We start from the raw sequence: 16,731 nt of genomic DNA, 5'->3' as shown, positions 1-16,731 counted from the left end.
TACTGTAAACATAAAAAGCAATAAGCCCATCTGACTGAAAAATTCAAGCACAGAGATGGAGCCTGCTGGGAAAAACGCTTGCTGGAACCCCGGCAATAGTACGCCTACTATAGATGGCCCCATGAAAATGCCTGCAATCATTTCTCCTATTACCACAGGTTGGTTCATTCTCTTCGCTAGCATTCCGAAAAAGTGAGAAACAAGTAATATGACTGCCAGCTGTATCAGCAGAAGAGAGAACGGATGCTGAGGCAGGATCATTATAGGATTGATAGAAATAAAGGTAGCAGTAATAAGTGAAGATTGTGGCATAGGAAGTGTAATATTGAATAAACTATTTGTTGCGTGGTTCTGGCTGCCACTGAAATGAATGCCCGCAGCCTTCGAATGGTGAGTAGGCATGTTCTGTGAGATAGTGCTTACAAGCGTTTTTTTTGTGTAAATAAAATTGGTTTTTCTGACTGCATTCGAAATATCATTTGATGTTTATACTTTTATATAGTAAGTAATCCGAATGAAAAGTTATCTTATTTAGCGTTGGTTTTGTCTGATTTAGCTACTCTATTTGCCTTTTTATATTAGTAAATCCTAACCCTCAATTATTTATGCCAACACAAAACGCTGCTCAGCTTGCAGAAAGTAACTATGACGTGATCATATGTGGCGGCGGCCTGGCGGGGCAAACACTCGCCAGGCAGCTTAAGCTGAATAATCCTGTACTATCCATTCTTATGATTATTAAATCTGAAATGCCGCTGGCCTGGAACGATTTTAAAGTGGGAGAATCTACGGTAGAGATTTCCGCTTTTTACTTCAGTGAAGTATTAATGTTACAGGACTACTTTAAGAACAATCATTACAAGAAATTTGGCTTCAGGTATTTCACCGGGGATAGTAGTCAGATCCCTTCAGCGAGGCCGGAGATAGGACTTTCAGCGTATGCGCCGTATGATTCCTTCCAGATAGACAGAGGCGTATTTGAAAGTGATCTGTATTTTATGAATCTGCTGGCAAACGTCACTGTCATTAGTGGGGCAACTATTAAATCAATTTCCCTGTCTGATACCGGATCCCTTCATACGGTTACTTATCAGAAAGAAGGAGATAAGTCGACATGCGAAGTCCGGAGTCGTTGGGTGGTGGACGCAAGCGGAAGAAGAAGCCTGATACAACGTACACTTAGGCTGCAGGAGGAACCTGAAACCTCTTGTTGTGCTACCTGGTGGCGGGTAAAAGGCCGGTTGGATGTTGATGATCTGGTACCGCGGGAAAGAGAAAATGAAGATTATTTTATGCGCGTTGCTAACAGATCGAGGTTTTATTCCACTACACACCTGATGAACAAAGGCTACTGGGTTTGGCTGATACCACTTGCATCCGGACACACAAGTGTAGGTATTGTAACGGCAAATGCCATACATCCGTTCGAATCCTATAATACCTGCGATAAGTCCATGAAATGGCTCAGTATAAATGAACCAGCCTTATATCAACATATGCAGCAATTTGAGATAGTAGATTTTCTGAAGATGAAAAACTACAGCTATGGTTCCAGGCAGGTATTCTCCGCTGACCGTTGGGCTTGTACAGGTGAAGCAGGGCTCTTTACAGATCCTTATTATTCTCCGGGGTCCAACTTCATTGCATTCGAAAACAGCATGATCACCAGGATGATCATGGACGATATGAATAATGAGGATGACTGGGGCATTCTCGTGCAAGAGTATAACGATTTTATCATCAATATGAACAAATGGCTGACCAAATCAATTCAGTCATCGTATACCTATTTCCATCTGGATATTGTAATAGCACTGAGCTTTATCTGGGATGTTGCGGCAGGATGGTCCTTCATCTGCCCGCGGATGTTTAACAGTATATATTTGAATCGGGAAACTAACACCGACCTGAAAGAAACAACACTTCGTTTCTTTAGCATAGCCTACAATGTAGAAGGCTTTTTCAATGAATGGAAGGAGCTTACTCCCGATAACCAGACGTTCCGTTTCATCGATTACCTTTCCATCCCTTTCCTCAAAAGAATATATGACCGGAATGTAAAGAAAGGAAAGTCCGGAAAACAGTTGAAGACGGATTTTGAACAGAACCTGAGAGATATAGAAGTCTTTGTTCAATCCCTTTTCTGGATAGCGCTGGAAGATGTATATCCTCAGATGCAGGAGCTTATTTCCCGTAGGCCCTGGCTGAATTCCTGGGCTATCACACTGGATGTTTCCTCCTGGGAAGTAAAACGGCTATTCTCTCCCGATACGCCTCCGGTGGATATAAATGATACCTACGCACAGTTAAAATCGTTGTTCAGAAAACGTCATCAGTCAGCGGCGAAGCCTGTTGATGATTTTGACTATTCATTCAAATAGATGAGATCATGGAAACGGTAAACCCTTTGCGATTCACGCACCACAGCTATTCCCCGTATTTTAATTATTGGCGCGCAAAGGAAGCGTCAGCACAAAGCTTTTCTTTTGAGCTGTCACCTGGAAGGATGCCCCGGGAAGAAGCCGGCAGGGATTCTTTTCAGTTGCCACAGGAAACCGCCGCTGGTGTGCTGCAGCTCATTCCCGGCAAAGTCAGTGCATTGCTGACAGAGTTTGTGGCAGCAGTTTCATTCCTGTTACACAGATATTGCGACCAGCAGGAGATTATATTACATACTCCCTTACAAGGTGGTGTTGAGTCAGTGATATATGAAAATGTGGTGCCTCTGAGAATAAAAGTTGATGAGCGCGGTTCATTGGCTGATTATCTGGAAGATTGCCGTATCGCTGTCAAAACTGCTTACCGGTACCAGAATTTCCCTTTATCACTGGTACGCAAAAAGAAATCAACATACCTGGAGAGTAATATATTTCTGAGCCTGGACGGCTTTCATAAGCCGTCAAAGTATCACTGGTTATCCGGCGCTTATGATCTCGTGCTTGAGGTAGTCTGCAATAAAACAGACCTGATGATCCATGCAGAATGGAATGAATCCTGCTTTCCTGGATGGTTTATAAGGAATTTTATCGCCCATCTTACCCGTTTTTTCTCCTGTTTCAATCAACCTGCTATGGCTGTTGCTGACATCCGCTTATTAAGCGATGAAGAAGAAGAGAGGATTCAGCTTTTTGGTACCACCATCAGTAATAACGCTCCGGTACTGGCTATTCATAGATTGTTTGAGGAGAAAGTTGTCGGATTCAGCAACCGTACAGCTGTCCTATATAAGGACATTACATTCACTTATGATGAGCTGAACAGGAAAGCTAACAAACTCGCGCATTTTCTGCAGATAGTCCGGGGGCTCATGCCCGGGGACTATGTTGGCATATGCCTGCAACGTTCGCCCTGGCAGTTGATCTCTATGCTGGCTATCATGAAGGCGGGAGCGGTGTATGTGCCCGTTTATATGCAGGCGCCTGAGAACAGGAGAGCGTTTATATTCGATGACTCCGGCATAAAATTGCTGATTGCTGAAGAGGCAACACGGGAGCAACCGTTTTCTGCTACACAGATCGTATGCCTGGAAACAGACTTTATACCGCTGGAAGAAAATTTACCGGATCATAATCCGGATACTGAAGTACCCCCCGAAGATCTTGCCTACGTGATTTATACTTCAGGAACAACCGGGCGCCCTAAAGGTGTGATGGTAAAGCATTATGGCGTTGTGAATATGGCTATAGACCAGGTCATGAAGTTTGGTATCCGTTGTACAGATCATGTGATAGCATTTGCAGCGGTATCTTTCGACGCTTCTGTTTCGGAGTATTTAATGACTTTATATGCAGGCGCAGCGCTGGTAGTGATAGAAGAAGAAGTTATGAAGCATACCCGTCTGCTGTTGGACGTTATGCAACAACAACAGGTAACGGTAGCGACATTGCCGCCGGCTTATCTGCGCATTCTTGATCCTGAACAGCTGCGTTTTCTCAGGGTACTCATCACCGCCGGAGAACCAGCTGATCCTGAATCAGCTTCCCATTGCAGCCGCTTCCTGGAATACTATAACGCATACGGGCCTACCGAAAATTCTGTTTGCACCACTATCTACCAGGCATCACCTGAAGATGCAGGATTGAAAAGATTGCCCATAGGGCGCCCTGTTTCCGGCATCCAGGTATATGTGCTGGATAACTCTTTGCGCCTGGTACCTGTTGGGATAACCGGAAGATTATTTATTAGCGGCGTTGGACTGTCTCCTGGTTACCTTCACCAGCCGGAGCTTTCAGCAGAGAAATTTGTTCAACACTGGCTTTATCCCGGCGAGAAGATGTACGACAGTGGAGATCTGGCAAAGTGGTCGCCTGAAGGCAATCTGGAGTTTATGGGAAGAAACGATGACCTCATTAAGATTGACGGAATCAGAGTGGAACCGGAGGAGGTCAGGGTAGTGCTGGAACAGCATCCGTTTGTTGCCAGGTGTGCTGTAATGGCGGCTGATCTCCAGGGTGAAAAGGTACTGACCGCATTTGTAGAACCGGCAAGCGGGATAGGGATGGATATTGAGCATACTATGAGGGAATACCTCTATACACAGCTGCCTGCTTACATGATTCCTGCAAGGATGCTGATTATTGATAACATACCGGTGAACAGCAGCGGGAAAATCGATAAGTTAGAATTAATACCGCTTTTGCAGGAAAATAATGCCTATATGCCACCACTCAATGAAAAAGAACGGCATATACAGGGAATCTGGCAGAAAGTACTGAACATAACATTCATCAGTATGGACGGTCATTTCTTCAGACTGGGAGCTACCTCCATTAATGTGATCTCTCTTAATTCCCTGATGAAGCAGGAATATCCGGACTTTGATATCCGGACGGTTTTTAATCACCCGGTGCTGAGGGATTTTGTGAATGAGGTTTCAGGCACTAAAAACGCATTGCTATGATCACATTGTTTTGTTTTCCCTATGCAGGAGCTGATGAAAAGGCTTATGCTTTACTGGAAAACCTGGCTACTGCCCACCTGAAAATAGTGACCCTTGTATTACCGGGAAGAGGCGAACGCTATCACGACTCCATGCCTGATAATATCCATCAGCTGGCCGATGATTGCTTCCGGCAGCTGAAGGGAAAATTGCAGCATCCTTTTGCATTCTTCGGACACAGTATGGGAGCGCTGCTCAGCTATCTGCTGGTAAGAAAACTGAAAGAGGAGGAACTGTTAATGCCCCTGCACCTTTTTGTATCCGGATGTGCAGCGCCTGCTGTAGTCATGACGGCTGAACGCAGGGAGATGCCTGAAGGAAAGGAATGGAAAAGGAGATTGCAGGAAACGGCAGGCATACCGGCAGTTATGCTTGACAATGAAATATTCTGGCTTGTTTATGAGCCGGTCATTCGGAAAGATCTGACGCTATTTAAACAGTATAATTACCAGGAACAGCCTCCGCTTGATATGCCCATCACCGTATTCACAGGTAAGGAAGATAACGTCACAGCAGACGAAGCCGCCGCCTGGCAGAAAGAAACAACCGGCCAGGTATCTGTAGTGTCTTTCAGTGGCAAACATCACTTCTGGAACGAGCATGCGGCAGAAATAATGATGATCGTAAAAAACAATTTACAATATAAAGGAAACAATGTATCACCTCAATCATTTTCGTTATGAAAAAAGCTACTTGGGCAGAACCCTATAAAATCAAGATGGTAGAGCCGCTGAGGAATATTACCAGGAATGAACGTGAAAAGCTGGTTAAACTGGCAGGGTATAATACTTTTCAGTTGAAAGCGGAAGATGTTTATATAGATCTGCTGACCGACAGCGGTACCGGCGCCATGAGCGACCGCCAATGGGCTGGTCTGATGATGGGAGACGAGTCTTATTCAGGAAGCCGGAATTTTTATCGCCTGGAAGCGGCCGTACACGAATATTATGGGTATAAGTATGTAGTGCCCACCCACCAGGGCCGGGGCGCTGAGCATCTGATCTCCCGCTTATTGATCAGACCGGGTATGTATGTTCCGGGAAATATGTATTTCACCTCAACAAGGCTTCATCAGGAACTTGCAGGCGGCATATTTGTTGACGTAATAGTGGATGAGGCGCATGATCCGGATTCCGGTTTCCCGTTCAAAGGAAATGTTGATTTACAGAAACTGGAGAACCTGATCAGTAAGGTCGGTGCTGCTAATATTGCTTATCTGAGTTTAGCTACCACCGTTAATATGGCAGGGGGACAGCCAATATCGCTGGAGAATCTGAAACAGGTCAGAAAGCTCACGCAGCAACATAATATCCTGATCATACATGATATGGCCCGTGTAGCTGAAAATGCATATATGATACAACAACTGGAACCAGGTTACGCAGATAAAAGCATAGCTGCTATTACAAAGGAAATCTGCTCTCTTACAGACGGGGCCGTGATGAGCGGGAAGAAAGACGCGCTAGTGAACATAGGAGGCCTGCTCGCTATTAATGATCAGGGGGTATATGAAGAGGCCAAAAATCTGGTCATTGTGTATGAAGGCATGCATACATACGGAGGTATGGCAGGGCGCGATATGGAGGCTATGGCTATTGGTATAGCAGAATCTGTTGATGAAGACCATATTTCGTTCCGCGTGCATCAGGTGCATTATCTGGGCAATCTGCTCAGGGATGCCGGTATTCCCGTAGTGAAACCAATAGGTACGCATGGTGTGTTTATTAACGCGGCAGCGTTCCTTCCTCATATCCCACAGATTAAATTTCCGGCCCAGGCGCTGACTGTGGCGCTTTATGAAGCGGGAGGGATTCGCTCAGTAGAACGGGGTATTGTATCCGCAGGGCGGAATAAAGAAACGGGAGATCATCACTATCCGTCGCTGGAGCTTGTACGCCTTGCGATCCCAAGAAGAGTATATACCATGTCACACCTGGACGTTGTTGCAGACGCCGTAGTAGATGTTTTTGAAAACAGGTATAGGGTTCCGGGCCTCGAAATGGTCTTCGAACCGAAATATATGCGCTTCTTCCAGGCAAGGTTTGAACAGGTAGTTTGTGAACCTCAGAGTATATTGGAATAGATACAGCGAAACGGAAGCTATATATCTGAATAAACCATTTTATTAAACCTTCAAATTAACCACTATGAGTACAACATCTCCATCCGGGATACGTGCTGCACATGAGCAGGCGGCACGTATACTTCAGCATATCACTAACCACTGGGTTTCCTGTTGTGTGTACGCTGCTGCTAAACTCAATATTGCGGATATACTTGCAGCCGGCCAGCAAAGCATTGCCAGTCTTGCCTCGACAACAGATACACATCAACCTTCTCTTCACAGATTGTTGAGATTACTGGCTGCCTACGATCTTTTTAAAGAAGTATCACCAGGGGTTTTTGCCAACACGGCTGTATCCACAGCTCTTATCAGCAATATAGACGGTGGAATGAAAGAGTTTCTACTGGTGGAACTGGGGGAGTTTTATGCCCCCTGGGGTAACATAGTAGAAAGTGTGAGAACCGGCAAAACGGCATTTGATCAATATTATGGAACCGATTTGTGGGGCTTCTACAAAAATCATGAAGTGGAGGGACTCAATTTTATGCAGGCAATGAAAAACCTCGCGCAGTTCGCGGAAGCGGCCATCCTCGAAAAGTATGATTTCTCCTCCTTCAAAACGATTACGGACATCGGCGGCGGCAATGGTACACTGCTGACTGCCATCCTGAAAAGCACACCAGGTGCTACAGGTATCGTATTCGATGAGCCTTATGTAGCGGAACATGCCGCTTCCCTGATTGCTGCAGACCAGGAAGTAAAAGACCGGTGTTCCACAGTGGGGGGAAACTTCTTTGAGGAAGTACCGGCAGGTGCTGATGCTTATGTGATGAAATATATCATCCACGATTGGAACGATGAAGACGCTGTGACTATATTGAGCAATTGCAGCCGTGCCATGAAAAAAGAAAGCAAAATACTGGTGATAGATGGAGTAGTACCGGAAGGCAACACTCCGCATGGTTCCAAGCTGATGGACATGAATATGCTTGCAGCTACAGGTGGACGGGAGAGAACCGCCGCTGAGTTCAACAGCATTTTCCTTCAGTCCGGTCTCAGACTTATAAGGGTGATCGATCTTGCTATTTCTGAAGTAAGTATTGTAGAAGGAACGAAGGTCTGAATAGCAGAAATGTAAAGTAATGCTCCTTATGTATACAACATTACTTTACATCACTTTCTTCTTCATCCGTTTCCCGGTGTTGGGATCTGTATCGAAATAATAAATAGTATTCCCTTCCCTGAACACTTTCTTCTGCAACTCAGCAGCGCTGAGTGTATCACATCCGGTAGGGATCAGGAAGGTGGGCACCAGCTGTTTCCATTGGCCTTTGAAGCAGGAGTAGGTGGTCATGGAGTGCATACTGCCAATGTAGACCTGTTCATAGATCTGGCTGCGGAGAAGATCTATGATAAATTGGCTGCGAGCTTGCTGCAAGAGTGGAAGGAGGGACATATAAATGCGAACGAGGTAACTCAATAGTGCATAAGCATACAAGGCCTTTTGGATTCCTTATTGTTAAAGATGTAAGTATGCGGGAATACTTTAAAACCTGCTGGACTTCCTGAACCCCAGTGGTGAATAATCGGTCTTCGCCCTGAACAGCTTGGAAAACGACTGCGGATATTCAAACCCCAGTTCAAAAGCTATCTCATTTACAGACAGGTCTGTCATAATCAGTCTTTCCTTCGCCTTCTCTATGATCTTCTCTTGTATGTGTTGTTGGGTGCTATTGCCGGTAAGTGTTTTAAGCAGGGTACTCAGATAATTGGGGGAAATATTCAGCTGATTGGATATATCCTTTACCGTAGGTATGCCGTTCTTCTCCAGCGCCTCCTCAGAAAAAGCCTTTTCCAGCAACACTTCCAGCTGGCCCACGATGCCGTGATGTGTGATGTTACGCGTAATAAACTGCCGCTGATAGAAGCGCTCTGAATATCCCAGCAGGGATTCAATGAGGGAGATGATAATCCCCTGGCTGAATTTATCAATGTTGGTGCTGTACTCCTGTTCAATATTTCTAAATAAGCCGCAGATGGTCTGTTCCTCATTATCAGACAGGAACAGGGCTTCATTGACGGAATAGTCAAAGAACTCATATTGCTTTATCTTCAATGCAAGCGGGTAGTTCCAGAGAAAGTCCGGATGGAGCAACAGCAACCATCCGGACCGGTTCATTTCTTCCACCTGATCGGTATTAAAACTAAATACCCGCCCCGGCGCCATAAACTTCATCACGCCTTTATCAAAATCATACTCCTGCTGCCCGTACTTCATTCTCACACAAGGTTGAGGAACCTTGCTCATCCCTATAAAATAGAAATCAGTGGTCAGCATGGTGTCAAAAGTATTCGGCTCCTTTAAGTCAGCAAGATTGAATATGCTGATAAGCGGGTGCTTTGTCTCCGGCAAGCCTCTCAGCCGTACTAATTCGCTGATGCTTTTTATTTTCACGGGCAGGTTTCCAGCCATAATATTTAATTTTGATGGTACCAGACAGCATACTCTCTGGCAAAATCCCGCAGTTTTCGTTTTCCCAATACAGGCCTGTTAAGGTCGTAATCTTTCTGCGCTTTCCCATTGTGCATATTTTCCTGCATTTCTACCAACAGCCCGGCAACCTCAGACGATACACCGGTAGCTTCCAGTCCTTGTTTCACCTCTTCTCCGGAACAGGTTATCCATTGAAGTCCTGGTATGCCAACAGCTTCTCCAATAATTTGCGCTGCCTCGTTACAGGTAAGCTCCTCGCTGGCTACGTATACTATTTTCGTACCGGTAGCCGCCGGGGCATTGATCTCTTCCGCTATAGCAGCAGCAATATCCTCAGGCGCCACAAAGGCTATCATGTCTTCTCCGCCGTAGTTGGATACAATCATGCCCTGCTGACGGATCATATCCTTAAGGTGATAGAAATTGCTGTAGAAAGGTCCTGGCCGTACAAAGGTAATAGCCACATCATTAAGCGCCTCATACTTTTTCTCTGGCTGAACAGAATTCAGCAGGTGCGCTATCCACCCGGAGAGTACGATGACACGCTTTATCCCGGTTATTTTGATAGCCTGGATATAATTATCCATATTCCTGTCCCATATGTTCACGTCCCGTGCAGTGAAATCCAGCGGGTTCATGCAATAAACAACATCAGCCCCTGTAAAGGCTTTAATGAGGAAAGGGAGGTCCTGGATGTTGCCAATAGCGGGTTGTGCTCCCATTGCCTGTATCTGGTCCTGCTTATTGGTATCTGTGCTGATGAGCGTGACCTCGTGGCCTTCCTTCACAAGCATTGCTGTGAGTGGCTTACTGATGTTTCCGAGAGAGCCGGTAAGTACAATTTTCATTTTCAATGATTTAATGAACGCAAAGTTCCTGTGGAACGGCAGGGTAAATGTGTTCAGATCTCAGAAGATTGTATGAAAATGTATTAAAAGAACAGGCGGCTGCCTTTTGTGGAGACAGCCGCCTGTTCTTTATTTTTAACGTCTATGACTAAACGACACAATTATCGCCGGAAATCGAGATCCTGGAAGTCGTAGCTGAAGTCGGTCAATGGGGAAATAGGCTTCATCTTAAAAGCCTCAGCCTTGCCGTTCTCATCAAGGCTAAACATGATAAAAGCATCGGCGTTCATGTTACGCTCATCCCATTTTACTACAAAGGTGTTGGCCTTATAGGGCATGATGTCGCCAGCTAAGCGGGGCGCTCTTTTGGCGTTAAACCGCAACTTCCCGTTTTGCAGGGAGATAGTAGCTTCACCCAGCCATACATCTTTATAGGTGCCTGCGTAGACCGCCGTGTCGTACTTTACCGCGGCAGATCGCTGCTGTTGTTCGATCTCTTTCCATATCTTACCGGTCACGGCTGCTTCTTCTGCCCGGCTGGCTTGTAACTGGCTGTTTGTTTCCTTGATCCAGTCATGGCCTTCTACGCCGTAGTAGCCATCTTTGATACTGTTGGTGATCGATTTGAAAGCGGCGGAAGACTCCTGGTTGGTGAAGACCAGCACGCCCAGGTTGAGATCAGGAATGATTGTCACCTGGGTAACGATGCCCGCAAGCCCGCCTGTATGAGTCACCACCTTGTTGCCTTTTTCGTCGCTCAGAAACCATCCCAGGCCATAGCTGACAAAGTGATTATTATAGGCGCCGCCACCGCGCGCACGGATGATCGTCTGGGGCATCCACATTTCCATATGTTGTGGCTGGCTGAAGAGTTGTTTACTGAGTCCGTCGCCATATTTGCCTTTGTTGAGCTGAAGCATCACCCATTTGCTCATGTCCTCAATATTACTGTAAATACCACCGGCTGCATCGCACAGTTCATTGAAATCACGGCGGATCACCTGCACTTTGCCATTTACCGGGGCATGGGGGGCAATGACATTTGAAGCATCTTTCAACCGGCTAAAGGACGCGGCACTCCGGGTCATGCCCAGCGGAATGAGAATACGCTTTTCAATGAAGTCTTCCCAGCTCATGCCAGATACCCTGGCAACAACTTCCCCCGCTACGATGTACAGGCTGTTATCATAGTCAAACTGTGTTCTGAATGGGGATACCGGTTTAAAATAGCGCAGGTTATGGATAAGGTCTTTCTTCGTGAAATCGCTGGAGTCAGGAAAGAACATCAGATCGCCGATTCCTAACCCAAGCCCGCTCCGGTGAGTGAGCAGATCCTTGATGGTAAAAGCGCTGGTGACATAAGCGTCAGACATGCGGAATTCAGGGATATGATCCGTTACCTTGTCGTCCCAGCCCAGCTTGCCTTCATCTACCAGGATGGCCAGGGCTGTCGCTGTAAAGGCTTTACTGTTCGATGCAATACCGAACAGGGTACGTTCATCCACTTTCTGCGGCGATTGCAGGGAACGCACGCCATAGCCTTTGGCATGAACAACTTTTCCGTCTTTGATAACAGCTACTGCAATGCCCGGCACATTAAAAGTCTGCAGTGCCCTTTCTGCCACGGAATCGATCTGCCTGGAAGTAAGTACCTGGGCTGTTGCACCGGAAACATAAACGGAAAGCAGCGCGGAAAGGGAAGCGATATAAAGTATTCTCATAAAGTAAATGACGGATTATGTTGGCTGATATTGTTGTGAACATAGATTTATCCGGGATCTGCACGGTGGTTGTACAGAGGGTACGTAAAATACGATATAATATTCAAACATGCGGGATCAAAACAGCAGGCAATAATTTATATTTATCAATAGGTGCTCCTGACTGGATACCTGTCGCTGTTGTATATTTAAAGTTCCAATACCGGTTTACGGAATAAACAAAAGCCTTACAGACATGCTGCAAGGCTTTTCTTCTTTCATCAGGCAGGTACACAGAAAAAATCTAACCCCACCATTTTACACTTGCAGCCTGCAGAGCAATCGTTCGCCCAGATGCTGCAATAGAGATGTGGCGAATGACAGAATATGGCAGACGTGCCTTTACCTCCTTTAACTGATTTTAACGCTGACCTGTTGAGGGCTTTGCCCGGAATTGAATTTTTCATAAAGGATATTGTTTAAAATGTAAGAAAATGAACAATGATATGTCATTGGATAACGGGCGGAAAAGAAACAGGATCATGGTAATTCCGCGGAACACATACAGGTTTATCATCTCGTAATCGAACAGTACAGCATTTTGTATAGTGAAGTTATCCGCTGTCACTGAAACTGGTTTTCAGCAGGATATTATCCCTGTTTTCATTACCATGAAAATAGCTGTAACAGCAGCTGTTTTTGCCCTGGTACAGGAGGGGTAGGGTTCCGATTTTTGTGTCGTAATCCTATTTTATCATTTCAAAAATTTCAGACAATGGCCTCCAAAGAAATCAGAGCAGGACTCTTCGCAGCAAACTACCGCATCACTACGGGCGTACCCGGGGCGCCTGTATTAACACTCGGACTAACCGTTTCCACTGTAACACATACCGTTACCGGACAGGGACACATTTTTCAGGCTGTCAATCCTTCACTGTTCTTCAAAACTGACCTGAAAGGGAACTATTACCTCAACCCTATATTGCCGCCGGCTGAATACCCTATCCATGTTTCCCTTACGGGCTGGCCTTTTATCCCTAATCCAATCAGCAATGTGGTACCTCACGCAAATGCATTTACGGAACTGGTACTTGCAGCAGACTGGAAGTCTGGTAAATGCACCTACAGGTACCAGGATAACCTTGAATGGCATGTCGTGGAAGATGTACCGGTGGTGCTGGTGGCTGATGAAGTGGTACTACACGCAGAAACTGTTTAGTTTGTGCGTTAATTAAGTTATTTAAACCTGTGCGGCAGTCATTCCTCTTATCAATAGATACCGGGAAGCGGCTGCTGCGCGTATATTTCCCCGCTATGACCAAAACAATGCCTCAAATCAAGCATGTGGTGCACCTCATGCTGGAGAACCGTTCACTAGACAACTTACTGGGATGGCTATACGCTGCCAACCAGAACAAACCGCCCCTTAACCTGATTGATGTTCAAAACCCCGCTGTTTATCACGGTCTCACCGGTAATGAGTACAACGTAGGTAAAGACGGAGAGCGCCATTATATCAATGTGCCACCTCCGGGTAATCTGACCATTCCTCCCTTTGATCCGCATGAAGTGTTCAAACACGTACATATCCAGTGTTACACTTCACAGGATGGAAAAAGCGTAGGAAACAAACCCGAGATGGGGGGCTTTTATCAGGATTATGAATCAATGCTGGACAGCCCGGAAGATATTATGCTTGCGTTTACACCGGATGAGCTGCCGGTGTTGAACGGGTTGGCCAGGAATTTCGCGGTGTGCGACAAATGGTATGCTTCCGTACCATCGCAGACATTCTGTAACCGTGCCTTTGCAGCCACAGGGAATTCCGTCGGCAAGAACATCCTCACAGGTGAAGTACAAGGTTGGGTGGATAACTCGATCTTCCTGGATTACACATCCACTACGCACTGGGAAGTGCTGAGCAGGAATGGAAAGAACTCGCCGGACGACTGGATGATCTACTATAGCCAGAAATTCTGGTGGTCACCGGCATACTGTCTCACGCGGGATCTCTTCAGGACCACACTGGGAGACGTCAAATATGATCAACACTTCGCGCATATCGACGATTTCTTCACAAAGGCAGCAACAGGCAAACTACCTTCTTATAGCTTCCTGGAACCCAACTGGGGCCTGATGTACTGGCAATTCGGCATTGATGGAACCGATTATCATCCGCCAGGAAATGTTTGTCCCGGAGAAGTGTTTGTGAAGAAAATCTACGATGCATTATCACAGGGACCGTCATGGAATGAAACCCTGCTCATTATTACTTTCGATGAACATGGAGGTACTTATGACCACATACCGGTTGCACTGAATGCAGCGCCTCCCACTTCAGATAAAGGGCAATATGGTTTTAAGTTCGATACTTTCGGCGTAAGAGTGCCCGCCATGCTGATCTCACCCTGGGTGCCACAGGGGGCCGTGTTTCGTATGCCTGAAGGACAAACACCTTTTGATCATACTGCTGTTATTGCTACCCTGCTCAACTGGTTCGGGATAGACCGTTCCCTCTGGAACATGGGAGCACGTGTAGCGGCAGCGCCTACCTTTGAAAATGTGCTCTGCCTTGATAAGCCACGTACAGATATACCAGTGGTAACACCTCCTGTATGTCCTGAAGATGCGCAGGTGGATCGGCCCGTAACGGATCTGCATCATCTCATTGCAGCCCGGAGCTGGAGATACGGGCAGGAGAGGAAGGTGTAAATTATACAGATAGTGTTTCCTTCATTTCGTTGTAGCTGGAGGACGGGAACAGAGAAGTAATGATCTGTTCTCCGTCCTCACCCGGCGAGTACCAATTCGCTGCTCCCTGATCCGGCGCCGCTATATAGGCGTCCTGCCCAAGCCGGCTGAATCGCCGGAAAGCCGTTGTGTAATAAATCTGGTTGGTCGGAAATTAGCCCCTAAGTTGTCGCTTTTACACCGTGTTAAATCCAGACGCGAGTCTCATCTTTGTATCGTTAATAAAACTAAACAATAAACGGTATGAAAAATCTGCGCAAAACACATAACCCCCTTACAGTAATATTACTAATGGCGATAATGTTTGTTGCATCTCAGTCAAACGGACAACAGGTCAAACCTTCCAACAGCGGCTACGCACCCGTTAACGGAGCCAAAGTTTACTACGAAGTATATGGCGAAGGTAGACCAGTCGTTTTACTACATGGTGCTTTTATGACCATCGATCTGAACTGGGGCCAGTTAATCCCCGAACTGTCAAAGACCCGGAAAGTAATTGCCATTGAATTGCAAGGACATGGACATACACCGTTTTCAGATAGAAAATTATCGTTTCCAACTTTAGCAAGTGACGTGGAAGGCGTAATGGATTATCTGAAGATTGACAGTGCCGATGTAGTAGGATATAGTTTGGGCGGCGATCTGGCTTATCAGTTTGCTATACAAAGTCCAAAACGGTTAAGGAAATTAGTCATTATTTCTGCTACTTATAAAAGTAGTGGCTGGCTACCCGAAATCGCCAGTGCATTTAAATCCTTGAAACCTGAACTTTTCGCGAATAGCCCTATGCAAGCAGCATACGATGCCGTGGCGCCTGATAAAACGAAATGGACTAAGTTCATGGAACAGGTGATCGCCTTCGCCGCAGCGCCATTCAACCTCGGTGACGCCAATATCTCGAAAATTACTGCACCTGTATTAATCATATCCGGTGACAATGACGGACTGGATAAAATTGAGTTGATAAAAACATATAAATTATTTGGAGGCGCCGTTTCTGCTGATATGGGAGCAATGCCAAAATCACAATTAGCCGTCGTTCCTTCGCAAGGACATGTCAGCCTGATGATGCAGACAACAACCATCTTATCTTATCTGGACAATTTTTTAAAGTAACAGGAGAAATCTGCTAAAGTATTACTGCATTTACCTTAACTGCAAAAACTTGGATAAAATGAGGAAAATAACTGTATTCTCAATGATCACATTGGATGGCGTTATGCAAGCGCCCGGCGGCCAACAGGAAGATACGTCAGGCGGCTTCAGATATGGCGGCTGGACGGCAGCTTATAGTGACGAAGCCTTTTATAAAGTCTTACAGGAAGAACTGAAACCGGCAGATTATCTTTTGGGTAGAAAGACTTTTGAGATTTTTGAACCCTACTGGCCCCAACATGCCGACTTTTGGCCAGGCATCAATGATGGCGCCAAATACGTCTTTTCGCAGACCAGGGAAAAATCAGATTGGAAAAATACCACCTTCCTCAAAAGCCCGGCAGATATCGAAAAGCTGAAGCATTCGGAGGGGGCCAACATACAGGTCTGGGGCAGTGTTGAACTCATTCAACTGTTGCTTAAGCATGACCTGGTGGACGAACTCCGGCTCAAAATTTACCCGTTGCTGCTTGGCGAAGGAAAGAAACTATTCGAAAACGGCACGATCCCGGCAGCAGCATTTACATTAACGGAAAGCCTGGTGACATCAAAAGGTGTTATTATAGCCACTTACAAGCGCGCCGGAGAAGTTATAACGGGCGATGTGGGGGCTTAAGGAAACAAATCACCAGATATAAGAAGCAAGTAATGCAAAATGAATGTTCGGGATGGTTCTCCGGAGCCATCCTTTGTTCTTTTAAAACTTAGACGTTAGTCGGAGAAGAATGATTTTTTATGTTCATATTTTTTTCCTTAATTTTAGAACCAGCATATCATCA

14 protein-coding genes are annotated in these 16,731 nt (G+C 45.9%); 9 read left to right on the top strand and 5 right to left on the bottom strand.

Going from position 1 to position 16,731, the window contains the following annotated elements; genetic code table 11:
- A partial coding sequence (locus VM802_RS23955; RefSeq protein ID WP_325535388.1) for a cation:proton antiporter domain-containing protein occupies positions 1–402 on the bottom strand: 402 nt, incomplete at its 3' end.
- 203 nt (positions 403–605) lie between these two features.
- On the opposite strand from VM802_RS23955, the gene VM802_RS23950 reads away from it, so the two are divergent.
- The 5 genes from VM802_RS23950 to VM802_RS23930 all read left to right on the top strand — a co-directional run bounded on the left by VM802_RS23950 (position 606) and on the right by VM802_RS23930 (position 8,127).
- Positions 606–2,381 (top strand): NAD(P)/FAD-dependent oxidoreductase, encoded by a 1,776-nt coding sequence (locus VM802_RS23950; protein ID WP_325535386.1) that lies wholly within the window; start codon positions 606–608, stop codon positions 2,379–2,381.
- An 8-nt stretch (positions 2,382–2,389) separates the two neighbouring features.
- Positions 2,390–4,900, top strand: coding sequence for a non-ribosomal peptide synthetase (locus VM802_RS23945; protein WP_325535384.1), 2,511 nt, complete (start codon positions 2,390–2,392; stop codon positions 4,898–4,900).
- Entirely contained in the window at positions 4,897–5,622 is a 726-nt protein-coding gene (locus VM802_RS23940; RefSeq protein WP_325535382.1) for a thioesterase II family protein, read from the top strand. Before VM802_RS23945 ends, VM802_RS23940 begins: the two co-directional genes overlap by 4 nt.
- Positions 5,619–7,022: a tyrosine phenol-lyase gene (locus VM802_RS23935; RefSeq protein WP_325535381.1), complete on the top strand. Its 1,404-nt coding sequence runs from the start codon at positions 5,619–5,621 to the stop codon at positions 7,020–7,022. The genes VM802_RS23940 and VM802_RS23935 overlap by 4 nt, the downstream gene beginning before the upstream one ends.
- A gap of 64 nt (positions 7,023–7,086) precedes the next feature.
- Positions 7,087–8,127 (top strand): methyltransferase, encoded by a 1,041-nt coding sequence (locus VM802_RS23930; RefSeq protein WP_325535379.1) that lies wholly within the window; start codon positions 7,087–7,089, stop codon positions 8,125–8,127.
- A gap of 45 nt (positions 8,128–8,172) precedes the next feature.
- Here the strand turns inward: VM802_RS23930 and VM802_RS23925 are convergent, their stop codons facing one another.
- From VM802_RS23925 to VM802_RS23910, 4 genes are all read right to left on the bottom strand, one after another.
- Positions 8,173–8,460, bottom strand: a complete 288-nt coding sequence (locus VM802_RS23925; RefSeq protein ID WP_325535377.1) for a hypothetical protein — start codon at positions 8,458–8,460, stop codon at positions 8,173–8,175.
- 90 nt (positions 8,461–8,550) lie between these two features.
- Entirely contained in the window at positions 8,551–9,477 is a 927-nt protein-coding gene (locus VM802_RS23920) for a helix-turn-helix domain-containing protein (protein WP_325535375.1), read from the bottom strand.
- Between the two features lie 5 nt (positions 9,478–9,482).
- Complete coding sequence (locus VM802_RS23915) at positions 9,483–10,346, bottom strand: NmrA family NAD(P)-binding protein (protein ID WP_325535373.1); 864 nt, start codon at positions 10,344–10,346, stop codon at positions 9,483–9,485.
- A gap of 161 nt (positions 10,347–10,507) precedes the next feature.
- Complete coding sequence (locus VM802_RS23910; protein WP_325535371.1) at positions 10,508–12,067, bottom strand: serine hydrolase; 1,560 nt, start codon at positions 12,065–12,067, stop codon at positions 10,508–10,510.
- A gap of 754 nt (positions 12,068–12,821) precedes the next feature.
- On the opposite strand from VM802_RS23910, the gene VM802_RS23905 reads away from it, so the two are divergent.
- The 4 genes from VM802_RS23905 to VM802_RS23890 all read left to right on the top strand — a co-directional run bounded on the left by VM802_RS23905 (position 12,822) and on the right by VM802_RS23890 (position 16,568).
- Positions 12,822–13,265: a DUF1842 domain-containing protein gene (locus tag VM802_RS23905; protein ID WP_325535369.1), complete on the top strand. Its 444-nt coding sequence runs from the start codon at positions 12,822–12,824 to the stop codon at positions 13,263–13,265.
- A gap of 107 nt (positions 13,266–13,372) precedes the next feature.
- Entirely contained in the window at positions 13,373–14,758 is a 1,386-nt protein-coding gene (locus VM802_RS23900) for an alkaline phosphatase family protein (protein WP_325535367.1), read from the top strand.
- Positions 14,759–15,040: 282 nt separating this feature from the next.
- A complete protein-coding gene (locus VM802_RS23895; protein ID WP_325535365.1) occupies positions 15,041–15,913 on the top strand; it encodes an alpha/beta fold hydrolase in 873 nt (290 codons plus the stop codon).
- Between the two features lie 58 nt (positions 15,914–15,971).
- Complete coding sequence (locus tag VM802_RS23890; protein WP_325535363.1) at positions 15,972–16,568, top strand: dihydrofolate reductase family protein; 597 nt, start codon at positions 15,972–15,974, stop codon at positions 16,566–16,568.
- Positions 16,569–16,731 lie beyond the last annotated feature (163 nt).

The organism is Chitinophaga sp., from assembly GCF_035538455.1.
Taxonomy (GTDB): Bacteria; Bacteroidota; Bacteroidia; order Chitinophagales; family Chitinophagaceae; genus Chitinophaga.
The sequence above is the reverse complement of the archived record's forward strand: the minus strand, read 5'-3'. Positions and strand labels throughout refer to the sequence as shown.

Excerpts from the sequence above, each read along its gene's own strand:
- VM802_RS23950 (WP_325535386.1), top strand. The coding sequence starts at position 606 with ATGCCAACACAAAACGCTGCTCAGCTTGCAGAAAGTAACTATGACGTG.
- VM802_RS23945 (WP_325535384.1), top strand. The coding sequence starts at position 2,390 with ATGGAAACGGTAAACCCTTTGCGATTCACGCACCACAGCTATTCCCCG.
- VM802_RS23940 (WP_325535382.1), top strand. The coding sequence starts at position 4,897 with ATGATCACATTGTTTTGTTTTCCCTATGCAGGAGCTGATGAAAAGGCT.
- VM802_RS23935 (WP_325535381.1), top strand. The coding sequence starts at position 5,619 with ATGAAAAAAGCTACTTGGGCAGAACCCTATAAAATCAAGATGGTAGAG.
- VM802_RS23930 (WP_325535379.1), top strand. The coding sequence starts at position 7,087 with ATGAGTACAACATCTCCATCCGGGATACGTGCTGCACATGAGCAGGCG.
- VM802_RS23925 (WP_325535377.1), bottom strand. The coding sequence starts at position 8,460 with ATGTCCCTCCTTCCACTCTTGCAGCAAGCTCGCAGCCAATTTATCATA.
- VM802_RS23920 (WP_325535375.1), bottom strand. The coding sequence starts at position 9,477 with ATGGCTGGAAACCTGCCCGTGAAAATAAAAAGCATCAGCGAATTAGTA.
- VM802_RS23915 (WP_325535373.1), bottom strand. The coding sequence starts at position 10,346 with ATGAAAATTGTACTTACCGGCTCTCTCGGAAACATCAGTAAGCCACTC.
- VM802_RS23910 (WP_325535371.1), bottom strand. The coding sequence starts at position 12,067 with ATGAGAATACTTTATATCGCTTCCCTTTCCGCGCTGCTTTCCGTTTAT.
- VM802_RS23905 (WP_325535369.1), top strand. The coding sequence starts at position 12,822 with ATGGCCTCCAAAGAAATCAGAGCAGGACTCTTCGCAGCAAACTACCGC.
- VM802_RS23900 (WP_325535367.1), top strand. The coding sequence starts at position 13,373 with ATGCCTCAAATCAAGCATGTGGTGCACCTCATGCTGGAGAACCGTTCA.
- VM802_RS23895 (WP_325535365.1), top strand. The coding sequence starts at position 15,041 with ATGAAAAATCTGCGCAAAACACATAACCCCCTTACAGTAATATTACTA.
- VM802_RS23890 (WP_325535363.1), top strand. The coding sequence starts at position 15,972 with ATGAGGAAAATAACTGTATTCTCAATGATCACATTGGATGGCGTTATG.